This is a genomic window from Aliiroseovarius crassostreae, assembly GCF_049803815.1.
GTDB classification, from domain to species: domain Bacteria; phylum Pseudomonadota; class Alphaproteobacteria; order Rhodobacterales; family Rhodobacteraceae; genus Aliiroseovarius; species Aliiroseovarius crassostreae_A.
This window is the reverse complement of the sequence record NZ_JBNAGI010000004.1, coordinates 268203-285549: the sequence shown is the minus strand read 5'-3', so window position 1 is coordinate 285549 and position 17347 is coordinate 268203. Positions and strand designations below refer to the sequence as shown.

Genomic DNA, 17347 nt, shown 5'->3' with positions numbered 1-17347 from the left:
AACTGTGTTGCGAATGCAGAAACGGCATTGCATAGTTTGCAATGCCGTTGAGTTATTCCTTTGACTTCTAGGTTTTGGGCCGCGAAGCCGCAGCGCGCGCGAGCCTCACACATTTTTCGGCAAGAACCTTAGTCGGATCCACCGGGATTGCGCCCATATCTTGGACATTTCCCGTCACAATCAAAGGCAACTCCGTACAACCAAGAATCACCACCTCTGCCCTTTGATCGACCAAATGCGCAAAAGCTTTGGCAATTTGCTCTTTGCAAATCCCTTCGACAAAGCCTGCCTTCACGCCTTCAGAGCCATAAATGGAGGCCATGACCAGCTCTTGATGGTCTTCGTCAGGAACGATGAAATCAAGCCCGGCTTCGGTTAGAGCCTCTTGATAAAGACCGCTTTGAATCGTGCCATTAGTGGCCAAAATCCCAACTTTGCGTGTCTCTGGGGATGTCGCACGTATAAAATCCGTCGTCGATGACAGGATGCTGACAATAGGAATACCCAGATGACACTGGATGCGATTAACATAGGCATGAGCTGTATTGCAGGGGATCGCAACAATATCCGCGCCACCGCGTTCCAGCTTTTTGCAGGTCGAATAGAGGGCGACAGTCGGGTCAACGCCATCCGCAATAAGGTTTTCAGTCCGATCAGGGATTTGCGGGTTCTGTTCAACCAGCACCTTGATGTGATCTTGATCGCGCACAGCCTCGGTGCCACCCACAAGCTTGGACAGAAAATCAACCGTTGCCGCCGGACCAACACCGCCCACGACACCCACCTTAAAGCGTTTTTGCCGCTCGGCCGCCGTCGCTTTCAGCGCATGTTGAGCATAGACCTCAGCGGTGTTCAGAGCCGTCATATTGGCTGGCATGGTGATTTGATCAAAGAGGATCGGAATCTCTGTTAAACCCGGTACAAAAAGGTCAGCGCCTTGATGCGAGAGGTCTTGAAGCGCAGCGTTGAGGGGTTGGATGATCTGATTGTCATAGTTCCCGGATTTGAAACCATTGGGACCATAGATCGACTGCATCACATCTGTTTCGGCATCAATGCTAGGGTAAACAACATCAACATCCTCTCCAAACAGCGCATCAAACAAACGCGATTTGCGCACATATGGCGTGGTGATCACGCCCACCATTTTCGGAGGAACCGGCATTGCCTGAACAGCATCTTTAATTGCATCGGTCATACTAATCAGTTTGAGCTTCAGCTCATCTTGAAGCTCGCCTAAGAAACTATGCGTCACAAAGCATGGCAATATGGCTGCTTCGCAACCTTCCGCCTCAAGATGCGTGAGCGTGTCGAACACGTATAATTTGCGGTGCGTTGGACTGTAGTCATTGTCCATCGGCGCACTGGGTTCACGCATGGGCTTTTGCTCAAAGACCAGTTCTCGGTGATCGCCTTCGGACCGCACAGGGGTTGACTTGACGATGCGATACAGCAGGTCAGCACCCGCAACGGCGCCTAAACCACCAACAATACCAAGTCGAAGTGAATTACGTTCAGCCATTGGCAGTCCGCTCCGTCAAATGGGTTAAGTGTTCATTCGCGAGTATCGCCTCCTGCTCTGAAAGAGCGGGCGCTGCTGCCGCCGCGAGGCTGAGCCCTTGGGATTGAGCATGTTTTGCCAATTTGGTTGCGGCCTCATACCCAATGACTGGCGCGAGACTGGTGACATGCACGAGGCTGTTTTCGAGCAAGCTCTTGCAGCGGACTTCGTCAGCAACGATCCCATCAACGCAGCGCTCACGCAGAACGGCCATGACATTGGTGAGGCTGCCCATGGTTTCAAGCACCTTGTGAATGATCACAGGTTCCATGGCATTGAGTTGAAACTGGCCAGCTTCGGCGGCCATGGTGACAGTCAGGTCATTGCCAATGGCTTGATAACAGACCTGGTTCACCACTTCGGGGATCACCGGGTTCACCTTACCTGGCATTATCGAAGATCCAGCTTGAACCGGCGGCAACATAATCTCGCCAATGCCAGCGCGAGGGCCAGAGGACATCAGCCGCAAGTCATTACAAATTTTAGAGAGCTTGATCGCGACACGCTTTAATGTGCTGGAGAACATAACAAACGCACCGAGATCCGATGATGCCTCAATCAAATCCGATGCAACCCCAAGCGGCTCGCCAGTGATTTCGCGTAGATGGGAAACAGCCGTTTCACCGAAATTTGCAGGTGCGTTGATCCGCGTACCAATCGCAGTGCCGCCGAGGTTTACTTCAGTCAGCAACTGCGAAAGATCGCGCAGACGCTGAACGTCTTCTCGGATTGTGGTGGCAAATCCGCGGAACTCCGCACCTAAAGACATAGGAACAGCGTCCTGCAGCTGCGTACGCCCCACTTTGGTGATGGAGTCAAATTCCGCCCCCTTTTTATCGAAACTGCGCGTGAGCTCATACATGACTTCAATCAGCGGGCTGATTTTTGAGAGTACAGCGAGACGAATGGCGGTTGGGTAGACGTCATTGGTTGATTGCGCGCGATTGACATCATCATTGGGGTGAAGATGGGCATAGTCCCCGAAACGGTGACCCATCTTCGCAAGGCAAAGATTTGCGACAACTTCATTGGTGTTCATATTGGTCGACGTACCCGCCCCTCCCTGCATGACATCGACCACGAACTGGTCGTGATGCGCCCCACCGATAATTTCATCACAGACCGCGACGATCACGTTGGCCTTTTCATCAGACAGTCCGTTGAGTTCACTGTTGGCCAGGGCGCAGGATTTTTTGACTTGCGCGAGGGCAATGACAAGTTCCGGGTAATGGCTGATCGGAACACCTGTGATTGGGAAGTTGGCGATTGCGCGTTGGGTTTGAGCACCCCAGGCAGCGTTCGCTGGAATGCCGATTGCTCCCAAGCTGTCGGTTTCGGTGCGGATTGCGGTCATAACTCATACCTTTCGGTTGCCCGGATAAGCGATGTATGCAGACGAGGCGTGTTTGAAGAAATGAACACAGGATATTTAGCCTGACGCCTAGCTTCCATGACAACTACCGCAATGGCATTGCGAAATGCGCAACAGTCGTGCAGTCTGAACAAGTAAACGAAAGGAGGCTAGGCATGGAGTTGGACTGGCTGGAAGATTTTTTAGCGCTATCTTCGGCGGGTATCTTTGCTCGCGCAGCGGATGCTCGCAATATCAGTCAGTCTGCGTTCACCCGACGGATCAAAAACCTGGAACATTGGGCTGGCACGCCTCTATTTGACCGAAGTGTTCACCCGGTCGAACTGACCCCTGCTGGGAAAGCTTTTAAGCAAACGGCGGTTGATACCATCAAGGGATTGACCCTTTCGAAAGAAGACATCCGGGATTTAACTTTCAGAGAAGCTGAAACTTTGGACTTCGTCACCCTGCACACCCTAGCAATTTCTTTCTTTCCGTCCTGGCTAACTGGGATGTGTGCTGACACTGAACTGGTAAAAACCCGATTGGTTGCCGAAAACTTTTCAGGGTGCGCAGAGGCGATTCTGAGCGGCAATGCCGATTTCATGTTGTGCTATTATCACCCATCGGTGATTTCGATTTCAGACGAACATCGTTACCCATCGACAACGATCGCCAAAGATACCGTGATCGCGATCAGCGGTGTGAACCACCGAGGAAAGCCAAGGTTCCATTTCGATCAAAAGGACCCGCTGCCATTCCTTGCATATCCGCCGGATACTTTTTTAGGGCGTATTAGTAACGTCTGTATTGAACGGGGTAATTTTTTGGGTCGATTGCATTCGGTCTATGAGAATTCCATGTCAGAAGCCCTGAAGTCCGCGTGTCTGGAAGGTCACGGCGTGGCCTTTCTTCCGGCGAAGGCAGCAGAGCGGGAGATCGAAGCAGGGCTACTCAAAAAAATAAGCAAACCCGAGTTTGAGCTGGCGGTTGATATTAAGCTTTATCGATCCATCGAACGGTCCCGCCCGCAATTGGAGCGCTTTTGGAGGCTTGCGCAAAAGAGCGGGTAGTCAAAAGTTGATTAGACAGGCCGCATGCAACTACTGTCAACCAAGGTCCAAAACCGCTCGACAGGAGCTCGACTTTTTTCAATATTCCGAAAGAGTTTGATCGACATCTTTTGCTCTGAATTTGCATCGCTGATTCGCACTAAGTCACCGTCACGAAGTGATTGCTTGACAGTGGCTTCGGGCAACCAAGCGACGCCCAAGCCTTCAATGCAGGCTGCTTTCTGTGCCTCGGCGACAGAGTTTTCCAACCGAGTTTCCAGCTTTTCAAACACCCCTGCGCGTTTGATTGCAATCTCGCTAAGGCGACCCAGAAAGCTCTCATGCGAGTAGGCGAGAAACGGAATCTTACTCTCCTGCGCGAAGCTAAAGATCGCCGTACCATTGGCATCCGCACCTGACACAGCAACCAGCTGGTCCTGCGCGATTCTGATCCACGGGTAGCGGGCGTCATTGGTCATGGTTGGAACCGATGGATGATCGTAGCACAGCATGAAATCAGTGTTTCCAGCGATCAGCGCTTCAACACAATCGGAGAAATTTTCGACCTGAAAGCGCGAGTTGATGGGGCCCATGGATTCAGAGATTCCTTTGAGCCAAGATGGGACAAAGGAGATTGCAAGCGTATGAAGTGCAACAAAATTAAGGACTTCTCCTTCTCGGCGCGAAAGCTGTAGTAGATCCTGACGCGTATCCCGCAGCACTTTGACGGTCTCATAGGCCGTTCTTTTGAAGGCCTCGCCTGCAGGCGTCAGGCTGACGGGGTGAACGCTCCGGTCAAATAAAGGCGCTCCAACCCAATGTTCCAGATTTTTGATCCGTCGTGTGAACGCGGACTGACTGATATTGCGAGCGTCGGCGGCTTTGGCAAAAACGCCAGTCGCGGACAGCGCTAGAAAATCTTCCAGCCAAGCTATTTCCATTCTCGATCTCCTTTATGCCCATAAAAGTGTAGCGGGTAGGAAAGTCGCTACGCGTTGCAATCTTTGCAATGCGCTTGCAAAGATTGCGCTGGTCAATTTTGCGACAAACACCCCAACCTAAGGCTCATAAAGCGCCATCGGCATCGACCGGTGGACATAAATCGAGACGCCAGTCTTAAGCCAACTAGGAGACCCAAATGAAAAAAACCACAGCAGCACTGACCATTGCTTCTTTGCTCGGCTCAACCGTCGCAGCGGTTGCGGAGCAGTGCACAAACGAGACCTGGAACAAGATCCATGACCGCGGCACTATCGTTGTCGGTGTGAAGGCGGACACCAAGCCTTGGGGTTTCCGTGGTGAAAACGGAGACCTTATCGGCATGGAAGCTGATATGGCACAGGAAGTCGCCGACACACTGGGTGTGGAATTGGAACTTGTCGGCGTTCAATCCTCAAACCGCATGCAGTTTCTGGAAGGCGGTCGCATCGATTTGATGATCGCCACAATGTCTGATCGCGCGGACCGTCGCGAGATCGTAGGTGTTGTTGGCCCGAACTATTATTCCTCTGGCACCAACATCATGGCGCCAAAGGAGTTGGGCATCACTGATTGGGCCGAACTTGAAGGCAAACCAGTTTGCGGCAAGCAAGGTGCCTTCTACAACCAAATCCTCGAAGATCGTTATGGCGCGACCATCGTTGCTTTCACCGGCAACGCGGAAGCCAAGCAAGCACTGCGTGATCGCAAATGTATCGCTTGGGTGTACGATGACAGTGTCATCGCAGCCGATCTGGCCTCAGGCAATTTCGATGATTTTGAAATGCCGCTGGTATCTGAAGATGATAATCCCTGGGCTCTGGCGGTTCCGATTGCAGAGCGTGATTGCGTCTTCGGTCGCTTCATGTCTGGCATGCAGTACAACTGGCACCAATCCGGGCGCCTGATTGAACTGGAGGAGAAATGGGGCATCCAAGCCACCGCCTACTTGCAACGCGAAAACGAACGTCTCGCTGACTGGCTCGCTGAATAATACCTCCCTGTAACTCTGGGCCCGACAGCATCCTAATTCAGTTGGGCCCATTTTTTTGGGAGAAAGACCCCATGCTTGACAACTTCGCTGATTTCTTTCAGCAGTTTGCCCAGTTTAATCCTCGATGGAACTTCATTTTCTTCTACGAAGAAAAACAGGCTGCCAAGATCTGGACCGGCCTGAAATACACTGTTTGGCTTTCGATAACTTGCGTGTTCTTCAGTGTGATCATTGGGATTGTTGGGGCTTGGCTGCAGGGCTCGAACCGGCGCATCGCGCGCTCGATCGTTCAGGGCTACATCCAACTGTTCCGTAACACGCCACCCTTTGTGCAGCTGTTGTTCTTTTATTTTGCACTTGGCGCTTTCACTCCGACCTATAGCCCGGATGGATGGCTTGAAGTACCGATTATCTCCAACGTGGGATGGGCGATCATTTCGCTTTCCTTCTTCGCCGGAGCCTTCAACGTCGAGATCTTTCGCGCCGGGATCGAAGCGGTGCCGCATTCCACGCAAGAAGCCTCTGAATCTCTGGGTCTGACACGACTGCAAACGTACCGCTATATAGTGTTGCCTCTGGCGGTCCGAGTGTCGCTTCCAGCGCTGAGTAACAACTTGGTCAACCTGGTGAAAACCACGACACAGGCCTTTGCGATTGCGGTACCGGAACTGCTCTATCAGTGCGTGACAATCTGGAATGACTACCCCTCCGCACAGTACCCGGCAATGCTGCTGATGTTTGTCGTCTATATCGGCATGGTGGGCATCCTCGTCTTTGCCATGACCCGTTGGGAACGCGCTCTGCGCATCCCCGGATATGGCAACTAGGAGATCTCTGATGAAAACTCTCACAAAAAACTCCAGTTTCGCGGTTCTCAAACCCGTCGATACCGCACGCTCTACAACTTATGATCCGATGACACTGTCCCGCTCAATCGGGTCTTTACCAGCATGGTCACCTTTTGCCGCCTTGGCCCTGGCTGCAATTTGGCCCCAGATCGTCTATGCGCAGACTGCAAATGGGGTGGATCCTCTGGGCGCGCTGTGGCGTTGGGCGCCGTTTCTGATCACGCAGGGCTTCCTGTTCAACATCCTCATCTCTTTCCTTTGCCTTGTATTAGGTACGCTTGGTGGTTTGGCGATTGGCCTTGGGCAGATCTCGCATTTCAAACCACTGCGCTGGCTGTGCTGGGCGATCACGCAGCTCTTTCGAAACTCTCCGTGGTTGGTTTTGCTGTTCATCGTGATGTTGGCATTGCCATTTGAGATCACGATTTTTGGAAACTCTTTCTTCTTCCCGGCCTGGATTAAGGCCGTCATTGGCCTGTCGCTGCCAATTGTCGCAAATATCTCAGAGATTGTGCGCGGTGCAGTGGGTTCTGTGCCAACAACACAATGGGAAGCCGCGGAAAGCCTGGCCATGACACGCCGTCAGGTTATGTGGCGGATTATCCTGCCACAGTGTTTCAAGCGCATGATCCCGCCTTGGATGAACTGGTATGCCATTCTGACTATGGCAACGCCGCTGGTCTCGATCCTGGGTGTGGAAGAAGTGGTGAATCTGACCCGTCAGGCCATTGAAGCCGAAGACAACCTGCCAGAATTGCTCGCGCCGTTTTATGGGTTCGTCCTGATCCTATTCTTCGCCTATTGCTACCCGATTGCCCGTCTGACCCTGCGGCTTGAACGTCGTTTCGCGGTTAAACTATAAGGAGGCACACATGACTGCCAATCCAAATTGGACCCCCGACCAGCCCATCGTTTCAATCACAAACGTTCAAAAGTCCTTTGGCGCTCTTCAGGTTTTAAAGGGCATCAGCATGGATATTCAGAAAGGCGAAGTGATTTGTATCATCGGCCCATCTGGTTCTGGAAAATCCACGCTGATCCGTTGCATCAATGCACTAAATGACATCCAGGGCGGCTCTATCACGGTTGAAGGTCAGGAGGTCCATGACCCAGATCTTGATAAGCTGGAGCTGCGCAAGAAAGTTGGTATGGTCTTCCAACAATACAATCTGTTCCCTCATAAGACCGTTTTGCAGAACATCATGATGGCACCGGTACTGGTGTTGAAAGAAAACAAAACAGAGGTCGAAGAACGTGCGCGAGCATTGGTGAAGAAGGTGCGCCTGGAAGGCAAAGAAGACGCCTATCCAGGTGAACTTTCCGGTGGTCAGCAGCAGAGGGTAGCAATCGCTCGTTCACTGGCAATGCGGCCGGACATCATGTTATTTGACGAGGTGACAGCTGCGCTTGATCCGGAAACAGTCAAAGAGGTTCTTGTCACGATCAAAGACCTCGCCGAAGACGGGATGACCTGTATCTTGGTGACCCATGAAATGGGTTTTGCACGTGAAGTAGCTGACCACATCTACTTTACGGACAAGGGCGTAATCGTGGAGCACGGGTCACCAGATACGTTTTTTGACAACGCTAAAGACGAGCGAACTAAGCTGTTCCTCAGTCAAATCCTATAGTAACCACCGCACCAAAAAACTTGCCAAGGGGCGTTTACCCTGCCAGCAGCTGTATGCGCTTTGCGTCGGTAGAGAATGTCATCAACCTGATCCCGGAGTTCCAGATAAGTGTCATGGGCGATAAAGCGGTGTTCAAGGTCAGCCACGATGTGGCTGACCTCCTCACGGGACATATGTGTCATTGCCCGTCCTCCATGCGCCAGTGCGGACGTGAGATCGGCATGGTCTTCTCCGCGTCATCCTCCGCAGAAGTGATCTCCGGCAGCTGACGTGGTGCCACCTCAGCCCTGGCGATCACACCATCAAGAAGGCCTCGTTTTTTCCTGGAAACCGTAGGGGTGATGCCCGCCACGACCTCCAACCCAAGCCAGAGATGCTCCCGATTGCGTTCAACGTCTGCCTTTGTCGGCGCAAGCGCTGAGAGCCCGAGCCGTTGAGAGGCAGCGCGATCCTCCTCCGAGAAGTCTGCGAATGCCTGATCAATGATATCCTGCGTCAGTTCTGCCTCCGCCTCAAAACGGCGGCGCAGATTGCTGCAGGCCTCGGTCCACAGATCCAGCGACAGACCATCAAACCCTTTTGCCAGGGGTCGGGCGACAACCCAGACGCCATCGAGATTGACCTCAATAAGGCCAAGGTCCTGATGATCCAAGCAATGGGAATGGTCATGCAGGTAGCATTCAGTTCCAGTTCCACGCCTAGCATTTCGGCCACGGCGATTGCAGCTTCCGGGTTTCTGTCTCATCTCCACTTCTTGCTGGCCACGATGTACCAGCAGCGCTATCGCCATTCATCAACTCCGCTAGACAGGAGAAAGGCCCCGGAAGAAATCCGAGGCCGTTTTCTCATATCACGAGCCTAAAATGACCTATTGAAACGTTTAGGCCATCTCGCGTGACACGCCACAGAAACCTGCGCAATTGCGCGGGTCAGCCGCATTTGGAATGGCCGCAGCTGCCGCAGGTCATGCAGCCTTCGACCATGCGCATGTCGAACTGGCCGCAGCTGGGGCAGGCCGGGCCACGCGGGGCGTCGTTGATGGCGATCACCTCGGCATGGGGGTCGGTTTTCGGCGCCATACCCTCAGCTTCCAGGAAGCCGGTGGCGACCATGTGGCGTTCGATCACGCCGCCAATGGCCGCGAGGATCGACGGGATGTATTTCCCTTCCATCCAGGCCCCACCACGCGGGTCGAACACGGCTTTCAGTTCTTCGACCACAAAGCTCACCTCGCCACCGCGACGGAACACGGCGGAGATCATCCGGGTCAGGGCCACGGTCCAGGCGAAATGCTCCATGTTCTTCGAGTTGATGAACACTTCGAACGGGCGGCGATGGCCGTTGATCAGAAGGTCGTTGATGGTGATGTAAATCGCGTGTTCGCTGTCGGGCCATTTCACCTTGTAGGTGTGCCCTTCGAGCGATTGCGGACGATCGAGCGGTTCGGACAGGTACACCACATCCGCGCCAGTTTCGATCTCGGGTGCCTTTTCGCTGTCTTCCGACACCGACAGAACCGACCCGGTCACATCGTTCGGGCGATAGGTGGTGCAGCCTTTGCAGCCCAGTTCCCACGCCTGCATATAGACCGACTGGAAGGCATCAAAGCTGATATCTTCCGGGCAGTTGATGGTTTTCGAAATTGAACTGTCGATCCATTTCTGCGCGGCAGCCTGCATTTTCACGTGGTCCGCCGGGGCCAGCGTCTGGGCGTTCACAAAGTAATCGGGCAGCTCCTTGTCGCCAAATTTGTCACGCCACATCTGAACGGCGTAATCGACCACCTCTTCCTCGGTGCGGGTGCCGTCGGGCTGCAGCACCTTGCGGGTGTAAGCATAGGCAAAGACCGGTTCGATCCCCGAGCTGACATTGCCCGCGTAAAGCGAGATGGTGCCGGTGGGGGCGATCGAGGTCAAAAGCGCATTGCGGATACCGTGTTCGCGGATCGCCTCGCGCACGTCGTCGTCCATCTGCAGCATATTGCCGGAGTTCAGATAGGCGTCTGCGTCAAACAGCGGGAACGGGCCTTTTTCCTTCGCCAGATCCACCGACGCCAGGTAGGACGCGCGGGCGATCAGCTTCATCCAGGCTTCGGTCTGGGCGGCGGCCTCGTCCGAGCCGTACCGCAGACCCAGCATCAGCAGCGCATCGGCCAGACCGGTCACACCAAGCCCCACACGGCGCTTGGCCTGGGCTTCCTGACGCTGTGCTTCCAGCGGAAATTTCGACACGTCGACCACATTGTCCATCATGCGGATCGCAGTGCGCACCAGCTTGTCCAGCGCCTTCGGGTCGAGCTTGGCGTTTTTCTCAAACGGGTTTTTCACCAGACGGGCCAGGTTGACCGAGCCGAGCAGGCAAGCGCCATAGGGCGGCAGCGGTTGTTCGCCGCAGGGGTTGGTTGCCGCGATCTGCTCGCAGTAATTCAGGTTGTTCATCTGGTTGATGCGGTCGATGAAAATCACACCCGGTTCGGCGTAATCATAGGTCGCGCGCATGATCTTGTTCCACAGATCGCGGGCCTCGACCGTGTGATAGACCTTGTCGCCAAATTGCAGATCCCAGCTGCCGTCTTCTTTCACGGCCTTCATGAAATCATCGGTCACCAGCACCGACATGTTGAACATGCGCAGGCGGGCGGCATCGGATTTTGCGGTGATGAAATCTTCGATATCCGGGTGGTCGCACCGCATGGTCGCCATCATCGCCCCCCGGCGCGACCCTGCCGACATGATGGTGCGGCACATCGCGTCCCAGACATCCATGAACGAGAGCGGGCCAGAGGCGTCTGCCGCAACGCCCTTCACATCCGCGCCGCGCGGACGAATGGTCGAGAAATCATAACCGATGCCGCCGCCTTGTTGCATGGTCAGCGCGGCCTCTTTCAACATATCGAAAATGCCCGACATGCTGTCCGGGATCGTGCCCATCACAAAACAATTGAAAAGTGTCACCGACCGGCCGGTGCCGGCCCCCGCGGTGATCCGGCCTGCGGGCAGGTATTTGAAATCTTCCAGCGCTTCGAAAAACTCGCCTTCGCGATCAGGCTCGTTTTCCGCCAGCGACCGGGCAATACGGCGCCAGGTGTCTTCGACCGTCTTGTCCTCAGCCTCCCCATCCGCTTTTTTCAGGCGGTATTTCATATCCCAGATTTGTTCGGCGATGGGGGCGGCAAAACGAGTCATTCAGGCTCTCTCTTGTCTAACTTGTGTCTATCTTGTTGATTTCTTTCGGGGAGCCGATTTTTGGCAGCGACTTGCCCCTTCCTGTCAGGGATGTCATTTATAACAAACGGGTGTGGGCTGTCACCAGCCAAAATCAAAAATCAACAACATTTAGTGTGTCGCAGCAGATCTGCCACATATATATGGTAAACCCTATGAGCTATGTGAATCTGCTAAAACTCTGCGTTGGTGCAGAAAAGGTTGAAGACCTCACCGCCTGGCAGGCGATGCGCCGGGGCGAGACCGGTCGCCCCAACCCGATGCATGTGACCCGCATGTGGCCCAAGCGCGAATCCGATTTGTTGAACGGCGGCTCGCTTTACTGGGTCTTTAAGGGGCAGGTCTTGGCGCGGCAAGAGGTCTTGCGGCTGGAAGAGGTGATCGGACAGGACGGGATCCGCCGCTGCGGCATTGTTCTGTCGAACGAGGTGATCCGCACCGAGGCCCAACCGCGCCGCGCCTTTCAGGGCTGGCGCTACCTGAAACCCGAAGACGCCCCGCGTGACCTGCCTAAGATGCGCGAAGGTGATGACGACCTGCCCGCCGATCTGGCCTCGGCTCTGGCTGAAATTGGCATCCGATAATCCGGGGGCGCGGAGTTTTCAGAAACTCCGGGCAATCTCCTTCAAAGGAAATTGGCGCCGCAGGATCAGCCACCCGGTCCTAAGCCAACCGGTCCTGAGCCAACCGGCCCTAGAGATGCGGTCAACAAAGCCTGTGACACCGCCCCGTCTCAAAGCCCGGTGTCTCAAAGCTCGGTGTCTCAAAGCACGGTGTCACAGAATCGTTTCCTTCCCCGGCTAGCCTGCCCCTGCCCGTCTGCTCCAAACCTCTCCGGTCCACCCGTCCGGACAGGCGTTGTGCGGGCCGCGCGCGTGCCCGTCCTTTCCCCATATGCATGCGCCCCTCTCTCGGGGTTTGTCCTGGCCCCGAGAGAGGACCCGTTTCCTTGCGACTGGACACTGGCCGGACACTGGCTGGACACTGGCCCGAAACGCATTAGGATCGCCGCCAACCCTACCCTTCCACTCGGCACGAGGCCCCTTCCATGGCACTGAGCAGCACGATCCGCACCTATTTCAACGGCACCTGGCACGACGGAGATCTTGCGGTGATGAAGGCCGCCGATCATGGCAGCTGGCTGGGCAGCACCGTGTTTGACGGGGCGCGATATGCCCGGGGCGTGACCCCGGATCTGGTGGCCCATTGTGACCGGGTGAACCGGTCGGCGGCGGCGCTGATGCTGACCCCCACCGTGACCACCGACGAAATGGTCGCGATTGTGCGCGAGGGGCTGTCGGCGTTCTCGTCCGATCAGGCCATTTACATTCGCCCCATGTATTGGGGCGTGGACAGCGGCACGCTGGGGATCTTGCCGAAAGAGAACTCAACCGGGTTTGCGATCAGCCTGGAAGAAGTGCCGCTGGCGCCTGATACGGCCAGCACCACGCTGACCACCACGCGGTTCCGCCGCCCGGTGCTGGAAAGCGCGGTGGTGAACGCGAAGGCGGGCTGCCTTTATCCCAACAACGCCCGGATGATTGCCGAGGCCGTCTCCAAGGGCTATGGCAATGCGCTGGTCGCGGATGCGTTGGGCAATGTGGCGGAAAGTGCCTCATCCAACGTCTTTATGGTGCGCGATGGCGAGGTCTTTACCCCGAGCGCCAATGGCACCTTCCTGGCCGGCATCACCCGCGCGCGCCACATGAAGAACCTGCGCGCCGATGGCGTCACCGTGCATGAATGCACCTTGACCTTCGACGATTTCCGCAAGGCCGACGAGGTGTTCCTGACCGGCAATATGCACAAGATCACCCCGGTGACCGAATTTGACGGCACCCAATACGAGATCGGCCCGATCACGACACGCGCACGGGAACTCTACTGGGATTGGGCCCATTCTGACGATGGCCGGGCCAGCTGATCGGCGACGGTCCCCGGCACCCGCCCCATGCCCCACCGCGGGCCCAGGGGAACCGCGCGGGGATCCGCGCGAAAGCATTGGACAGAACCGCGCCCCTCAGGCAGACTGAGCCCGTTTGAAGGCCCGCCCGCCGAGGGCGCGCCGGGTAAGGGACCAATATGCGCAAGTTTCTCGTGATCCTTGATGACAGCCGCGAATGCCTGAACGCCATGCGCTTTGCCGCCATGCGCGCCGCCAAAACCGGTGGGGGGGTCGAGGTGCTCTCGGTCATTCCGCCGGACGAATTCAACCACTGGATCGGCGTGGGCAATATCATGCGCGAAGAGGCCCGCGAACGGATCACGGTGCATTTCGAGGTTTTCGCCAAATGGATGCGTGACCGGCAGGGCGTGGACCCCGAACTGGTGATCCGCGAAGGCGAAGCAGTGCCCGAGATCATGGCGCAGATCCGCGAAGACCCGGAAATCGGCGTGCTGGTGCTGGGCGCAGGATCGGGCAAATCCGGCCCCGGCCCGATCATCACCCAGATGATGCGCGCATCTGCTGAACTGCCCGTGCCAATGACCATCGTGCCCGGCGAAATGTCCAAGGATCGGTTGGAAGAAATCACCTGATCCGACAGCGCAACTGCCGCTAGGAGTTCCATTGATTACGGGCCCTCCCGCGCCTTTGCGACCTGACGGTCGACAGGCTTGGGGGGCCTCGCGCCGCTCGGCCGGTTTCCAATCCGGGGCTTCGCCCCCGAGCCTCCGGCTCTCCCCCAGGATATTTCCAGACCAAAGATGGTGAGCCTGCTTCATCTTTGGTCTGGAAATATCCTGGGGTGAGGACGCAGTCCGAGGGGCAAAGCCCCTGAAACAGGCTCACGACGTGAGCCACCAGCAGCGCGACGAAGCGAAGCGGAGGACGCCCAAACCTTGACAGTTTGCCCCCTCAGGCGCATATCCATTCCAACTCATACGTTCCAGACCGGCCCCTCGCGGCGGGCCGGAACGCTTCCGAAAGGCGCGCCATGTTTATCCAGACCGAATCCACCCCGAACCCTGCCACGCTGAAATTCCTGCCCGGGCAGGACGTTTTGGGCGCGGGCACCGCTGATTTCCCGTCGAAAGACGCCGCCGACGCATCACCGCTTGCGACCCGCATCTTTGCGGTCAATGGTGTGACCGGCGTCTTTTTCGGCGCGGATTTCGTCACCGTGACCAAGGCGGATGAGGTGGAGTGGGATCATGTGAAACCCGCCATCCTTGGCGCGATCATGGAACATTTCCAATCCGGCGCGCCGGTGATGGCTGCGGATGGGCAAGCCGCGTCGGGCCATGCCGAACATACCGGCGAAGACAGCGAGATTGTTGAGCAGATCAAAGAGCTGCTGGACACCCGCGTGCGTCCCGCCGTGGCCCAGGATGGCGGCGATATCACCTTTCACGGCTTTGATCGCGGCATTGTTTACCTGCACATGCAGGGCGCCTGCGCGGGTTGCCCGTCCTCGACCCTGACCCTGAAAATGGGCATCGAGAACCTGCTGAAACACTACATCCCGGAAGTGGTCGAGGTGCGCCCCGTTGCGGCCTGACCCCACCATTCTGGCATTTGACACATCGGCCGCGCATTGCGTGGCCGCTTTGCTGCGCGGGGGGCAGATTGTTGCCCAGCGCCACGAGGACATGGCGAAGGGGCAGGCGGAACGGCTGTTGCCGCTGCTGGAAGAGGTGCTCGCAGATGGGGATGCCGCATGGTCCGACCTGGACGCGATTGGTGTCGGCGTGGGCCCCGGCAATTTCACCGGCATTCGCATCTCGGTTTCTGCGGCGCGCGGCCTGGCGCTGTCGCTGGGCAAACCCGCCATTGGCATTTCCCGGCTTGAGGCGCAGGCCTATGGGTTGGTCCGCCCAATCTGGTCCTTGGTGGATGCGCGCCGCGATCATGTTTACGCGCAGAAGCTGGGGGTAAGTGACGTCCCCTCCTTATTGTCCAGCGAAGAAGCTGCAACTTTGGCCGGAGATATGATTGGGCCAGATGCAGACCCACAGATTGCCCCGGCCATTGCACAGTTGGCGGCGGTGCGACTGATCAAGGGCAACGACATCCCCCGCCCGGCCCCATTGTACATCCGCGCGGCCGACGCCGCCCCGCCACGGGATCCGGCCCCTGTGATTCTGGATTGACCATGGTCGACCCGGCTGATCTATCCCGCATCCACACCGCCAGTTTCGCGCAGGCGCGCGGTTGGTCAGCGGCGGAGTTTGCTGCTCTTCTCTCCTCGCCCTTCACCTTTGTCGAAGCCTGCGATGACGGTTTCGCATTGGGACGCGAAATTGCCGGGGAAAGCGAGCTGTTGACCATTGCGGTCCTGCCAGGGGCGCGCGGCCGGGGGTTGGGCCGGTCCCTTTTGCAACGCTTTGAACAGGCCAGCGCCGCCCGTGGGGCAGAGCTTTTGTTTCTGGAGGTCGCCGCAGACAACCTGCCGGCGCGCGCGCTCTATCAACGGGCGGAATGGATCGAATCCGGCCAGCGGGTCGGTTATTACACCCGGGCGGATGGGTCCAAACAGGATGCAATCGTGATGCAAAAACAGGTGACCTTGGGTTAACCGCTATGAAAAACGGGCAGAATTGGCCTTTGTTGACAACTTAATATTGACCCTCCCCTTGCCCTCTGAGCAAAATCCCGGATGATCTTTCGCGAGCGATAACATCGCCGCAAATTGGGAATCACACCAGATGGTCAAAATTTCGACCATCCCATCCCAGACAACAAAAACGGGAGAACCACATGACCCTGATGAAGTCCCTTCTTGGCGCTGCTGCCGCAGTTGCCGTGACCGCCGGCGCCGCTTTGGCCGATCCGGCTGTCATCTTCGACCTGGGCGGTAAATTCGACAAATCCTTCAACGAAGCGGCCTTCCGCGGTGCGCAACGCTGGGCGGATGAAACCGGCGGAAAATACCTGGAAATCGAACTGCAGTCCGAAGCCCAGCGCGAACAGGCCCTGCGCCGTTTCGCCGAAGCTGGCGCCAGCCCGATTGTGACCACCGGCTTTGCCATGGCCGATCCGGTCGCCAATGTGGCCGCTGACTATCCGGACACCAAATTCGTCAACATCGATGGGTTCATGCCGGAAATCCCCGCCAATGTGCAGATGATTGCCTTTGAAGAACATCAGGGCGGCTACCTGGTTGGCATCCTGGCCGCCAAAGCCTCGAAATCCGGCACGGTTGGCTTTATCGGCGGCATGGACGTTCCGCTGATCCGCCACTTTGCCTGTGGTTACGCCCAGGGCGCGCTGGCCACCAACCCGGATATCAAGATCGTGGCCAACATGACCGGCAACACCCCCACCGCCTGGAATGACCCGGTGCGTGGTGGCGAGCTGACCAAGGCGCAGATCGCCCAGGGGGCTGACGTGATCTATGCCGCTGCAGGTGGCACCGGCATTGGTGTGCTGCAGGCCGCTGCCGACGCGGATGGCGTTCTGTCAATCGGTGTGGACAGCAACCAGAACCATCTGCATCCGGGCAAGGTTCTGACCTCGATGCTGAAACGTGTGGACGTGGCCGTTTATGAAGCCATGAAAGCAGGTGACGCGCTGGAAACCGGCACGCAGGTGCGTCTGGGTCTGGCCGAGGATGGTGTTGGCTATGCCATGGATGAAAACAATGCCGAGCTGGTTTCGGAAGAGATGAAAATGGCGGCCGAAGAGGCCAAAGCCAAGATCATCGCCGGCGACATCGAGGTGGTGGCCTATTACACCAACGATAGCTGCCCGGTGCTTGATTTCTGAT

18 protein-coding genes are annotated in these 17347 nt (G+C 56.6%); 12 read left to right on the top strand and 6 right to left on the bottom strand.

What is annotated here, in order from left to right; genetic code table 11:
- Positions 1–67 precede the first annotated feature (67 nt).
- Together ACP15V_RS12905 and ACP15V_RS12900 are read right to left on the bottom strand one after the other, a co-directional pair.
- Complete coding sequence (locus tag ACP15V_RS12905) at positions 68–1522, bottom strand: aspartate/glutamate racemase family protein (RefSeq protein ID WP_424944113.1); 1455 nt, start codon at positions 1520–1522, stop codon at positions 68–70.
- Positions 1515–2915: an aspartate ammonia-lyase gene (locus ACP15V_RS12900; RefSeq protein ID WP_424944112.1), complete on the bottom strand. Its 1401-nt coding sequence runs from the start codon at positions 2913–2915 to the stop codon at positions 1515–1517. Before ACP15V_RS12900 ends, ACP15V_RS12905 begins: the two co-directional genes overlap by 8 nt.
- Positions 2916–3088: 173 nt before the next feature.
- Between ACP15V_RS12900 and ACP15V_RS12895 the strand changes: the two genes are divergently transcribed.
- Positions 3089–3985, top strand: coding sequence for a LysR family transcriptional regulator (locus ACP15V_RS12895; protein WP_424944111.1), 897 nt, complete (start codon positions 3089–3091; stop codon positions 3983–3985).
- Between the two features lie 11 nt (positions 3986–3996).
- Here ACP15V_RS12895 and ACP15V_RS12890 read toward each other — a convergent pair whose 3' ends face one another.
- The gene (locus tag ACP15V_RS12890; protein ID WP_424944110.1) at positions 3997–4905 is read right to left on the bottom strand and encodes a LysR substrate-binding domain-containing protein; all 909 of its coding nucleotides are present in this window, start codon (positions 4903–4905) and stop codon (positions 3997–3999) included.
- Positions 4906–5102: 197 nt separating this feature from the next.
- Here ACP15V_RS12890 and ACP15V_RS12885 point away from each other — a divergent pair, with 197 nt between their 5' ends.
- The 4 genes from ACP15V_RS12885 (at position 5103) to ACP15V_RS12870 (ending at position 8415) form a co-directional block, all read left to right on the top strand.
- Positions 5103–5936, top strand: coding sequence for a transporter substrate-binding domain-containing protein (locus tag ACP15V_RS12885; RefSeq protein WP_424944109.1), 834 nt, complete (start codon positions 5103–5105; stop codon positions 5934–5936).
- A gap of 71 nt (positions 5937–6007) precedes the next feature.
- Positions 6008–6763, top strand: coding sequence for an amino acid ABC transporter permease (locus ACP15V_RS12880; protein WP_424944108.1), 756 nt, complete (start codon positions 6008–6010; stop codon positions 6761–6763).
- Positions 6764–6773: 10 nt separating this feature from the next.
- Entirely contained in the window at positions 6774–7646 is an 873-nt protein-coding gene (locus ACP15V_RS12875) for an amino acid ABC transporter permease (RefSeq protein ID WP_424944107.1), read from the top strand.
- Between the two features lie 10 nt (positions 7647–7656).
- Positions 7657–8415, top strand: a complete 759-nt coding sequence (locus ACP15V_RS12870; protein WP_424944106.1) for an amino acid ABC transporter ATP-binding protein — start codon at positions 7657–7659, stop codon at positions 8413–8415.
- Here ACP15V_RS12870 and ACP15V_RS12865 read toward each other — a convergent pair.
- The 3 genes from ACP15V_RS12865 to ACP15V_RS12855 all read right to left on the bottom strand — a co-directional run bounded on the left by ACP15V_RS12865 (position 8403) and on the right by ACP15V_RS12855 (position 11600).
- Positions 8403–8597 carry a hypothetical protein gene (locus ACP15V_RS12865; RefSeq protein WP_424944105.1) on the bottom strand — a complete coding sequence of 65 codons (195 nt, stop codon included), beginning with the start codon at positions 8595–8597 and terminating at the stop codon, positions 8403–8405. The genes ACP15V_RS12870 and ACP15V_RS12865 overlap by 13 nt on opposite strands.
- Positions 8594–9205: a hypothetical protein gene (locus tag ACP15V_RS12860; RefSeq protein ID WP_424944104.1), complete on the bottom strand. Its 612-nt coding sequence runs from the start codon at positions 9203–9205 to the stop codon at positions 8594–8596. The genes ACP15V_RS12865 and ACP15V_RS12860 overlap by 4 nt, the downstream gene beginning before the upstream one ends.
- A 139-nt stretch (positions 9206–9344) precedes the next feature.
- Positions 9345–11600, bottom strand: a complete 2256-nt coding sequence (locus ACP15V_RS12855; RefSeq protein ID WP_424944103.1) for an adenosylcobalamin-dependent ribonucleoside-diphosphate reductase — start codon at positions 11598–11600, stop codon at positions 9345–9347.
- Between the two features lie 194 nt (positions 11601–11794).
- On the opposite strand from ACP15V_RS12855, the gene ACP15V_RS12850 reads away from it, so the two are divergent.
- From ACP15V_RS12850 to ACP15V_RS12820, 7 genes are all read left to right on the top strand, one after another.
- The gene (locus ACP15V_RS12850; protein WP_424944102.1) at positions 11795–12223 is read left to right on the top strand and encodes a DUF1489 family protein; all 429 of its coding nucleotides are present in this window, start codon (positions 11795–11797) and stop codon (positions 12221–12223) included.
- 464 nt (positions 12224–12687) lie between these two features.
- Positions 12688–13563, top strand: a complete 876-nt coding sequence (locus ACP15V_RS12845) for a branched-chain amino acid aminotransferase (RefSeq protein WP_424944101.1) — start codon at positions 12688–12690, stop codon at positions 13561–13563.
- Positions 13564–13721: 158 nt separating this feature from the next.
- Entirely contained in the window at positions 13722–14177 is a 456-nt protein-coding gene (locus ACP15V_RS12840) for a universal stress protein (RefSeq protein ID WP_424944100.1), read from the top strand.
- Positions 14178–14575: 398 nt separating this feature from the next.
- On the top strand, positions 14576–15139 hold the full coding sequence (locus tag ACP15V_RS12835) for a NifU family protein (protein ID WP_424944099.1): 564 nt from the start codon (positions 14576–14578) through the stop codon (positions 15137–15139).
- Positions 15129–15731 carry a tRNA (adenosine(37)-N6)-threonylcarbamoyltransferase complex dimerization subunit type 1 TsaB gene (gene tsaB / locus ACP15V_RS12830; RefSeq protein WP_424944098.1) on the top strand — a complete coding sequence of 201 codons (603 nt, stop codon included), beginning with the start codon at positions 15129–15131 and terminating at the stop codon, positions 15729–15731. Before ACP15V_RS12835 ends, tsaB begins: the two co-directional genes overlap by 11 nt.
- Before the next feature lie 2 nt (positions 15732–15733).
- Positions 15734–16156, top strand: a complete 423-nt coding sequence (locus ACP15V_RS12825) for a GNAT family N-acetyltransferase (protein ID WP_424944097.1) — start codon at positions 15734–15736, stop codon at positions 16154–16156.
- A gap of 182 nt (positions 16157–16338) precedes the next feature.
- The gene (locus tag ACP15V_RS12820; RefSeq protein WP_424944096.1) at positions 16339–17346 is read left to right on the top strand and encodes a BMP family lipoprotein; all 1008 of its coding nucleotides are present in this window, start codon (positions 16339–16341) and stop codon (positions 17344–17346) included.
- Position 17347 lies beyond the last annotated feature (1 nt).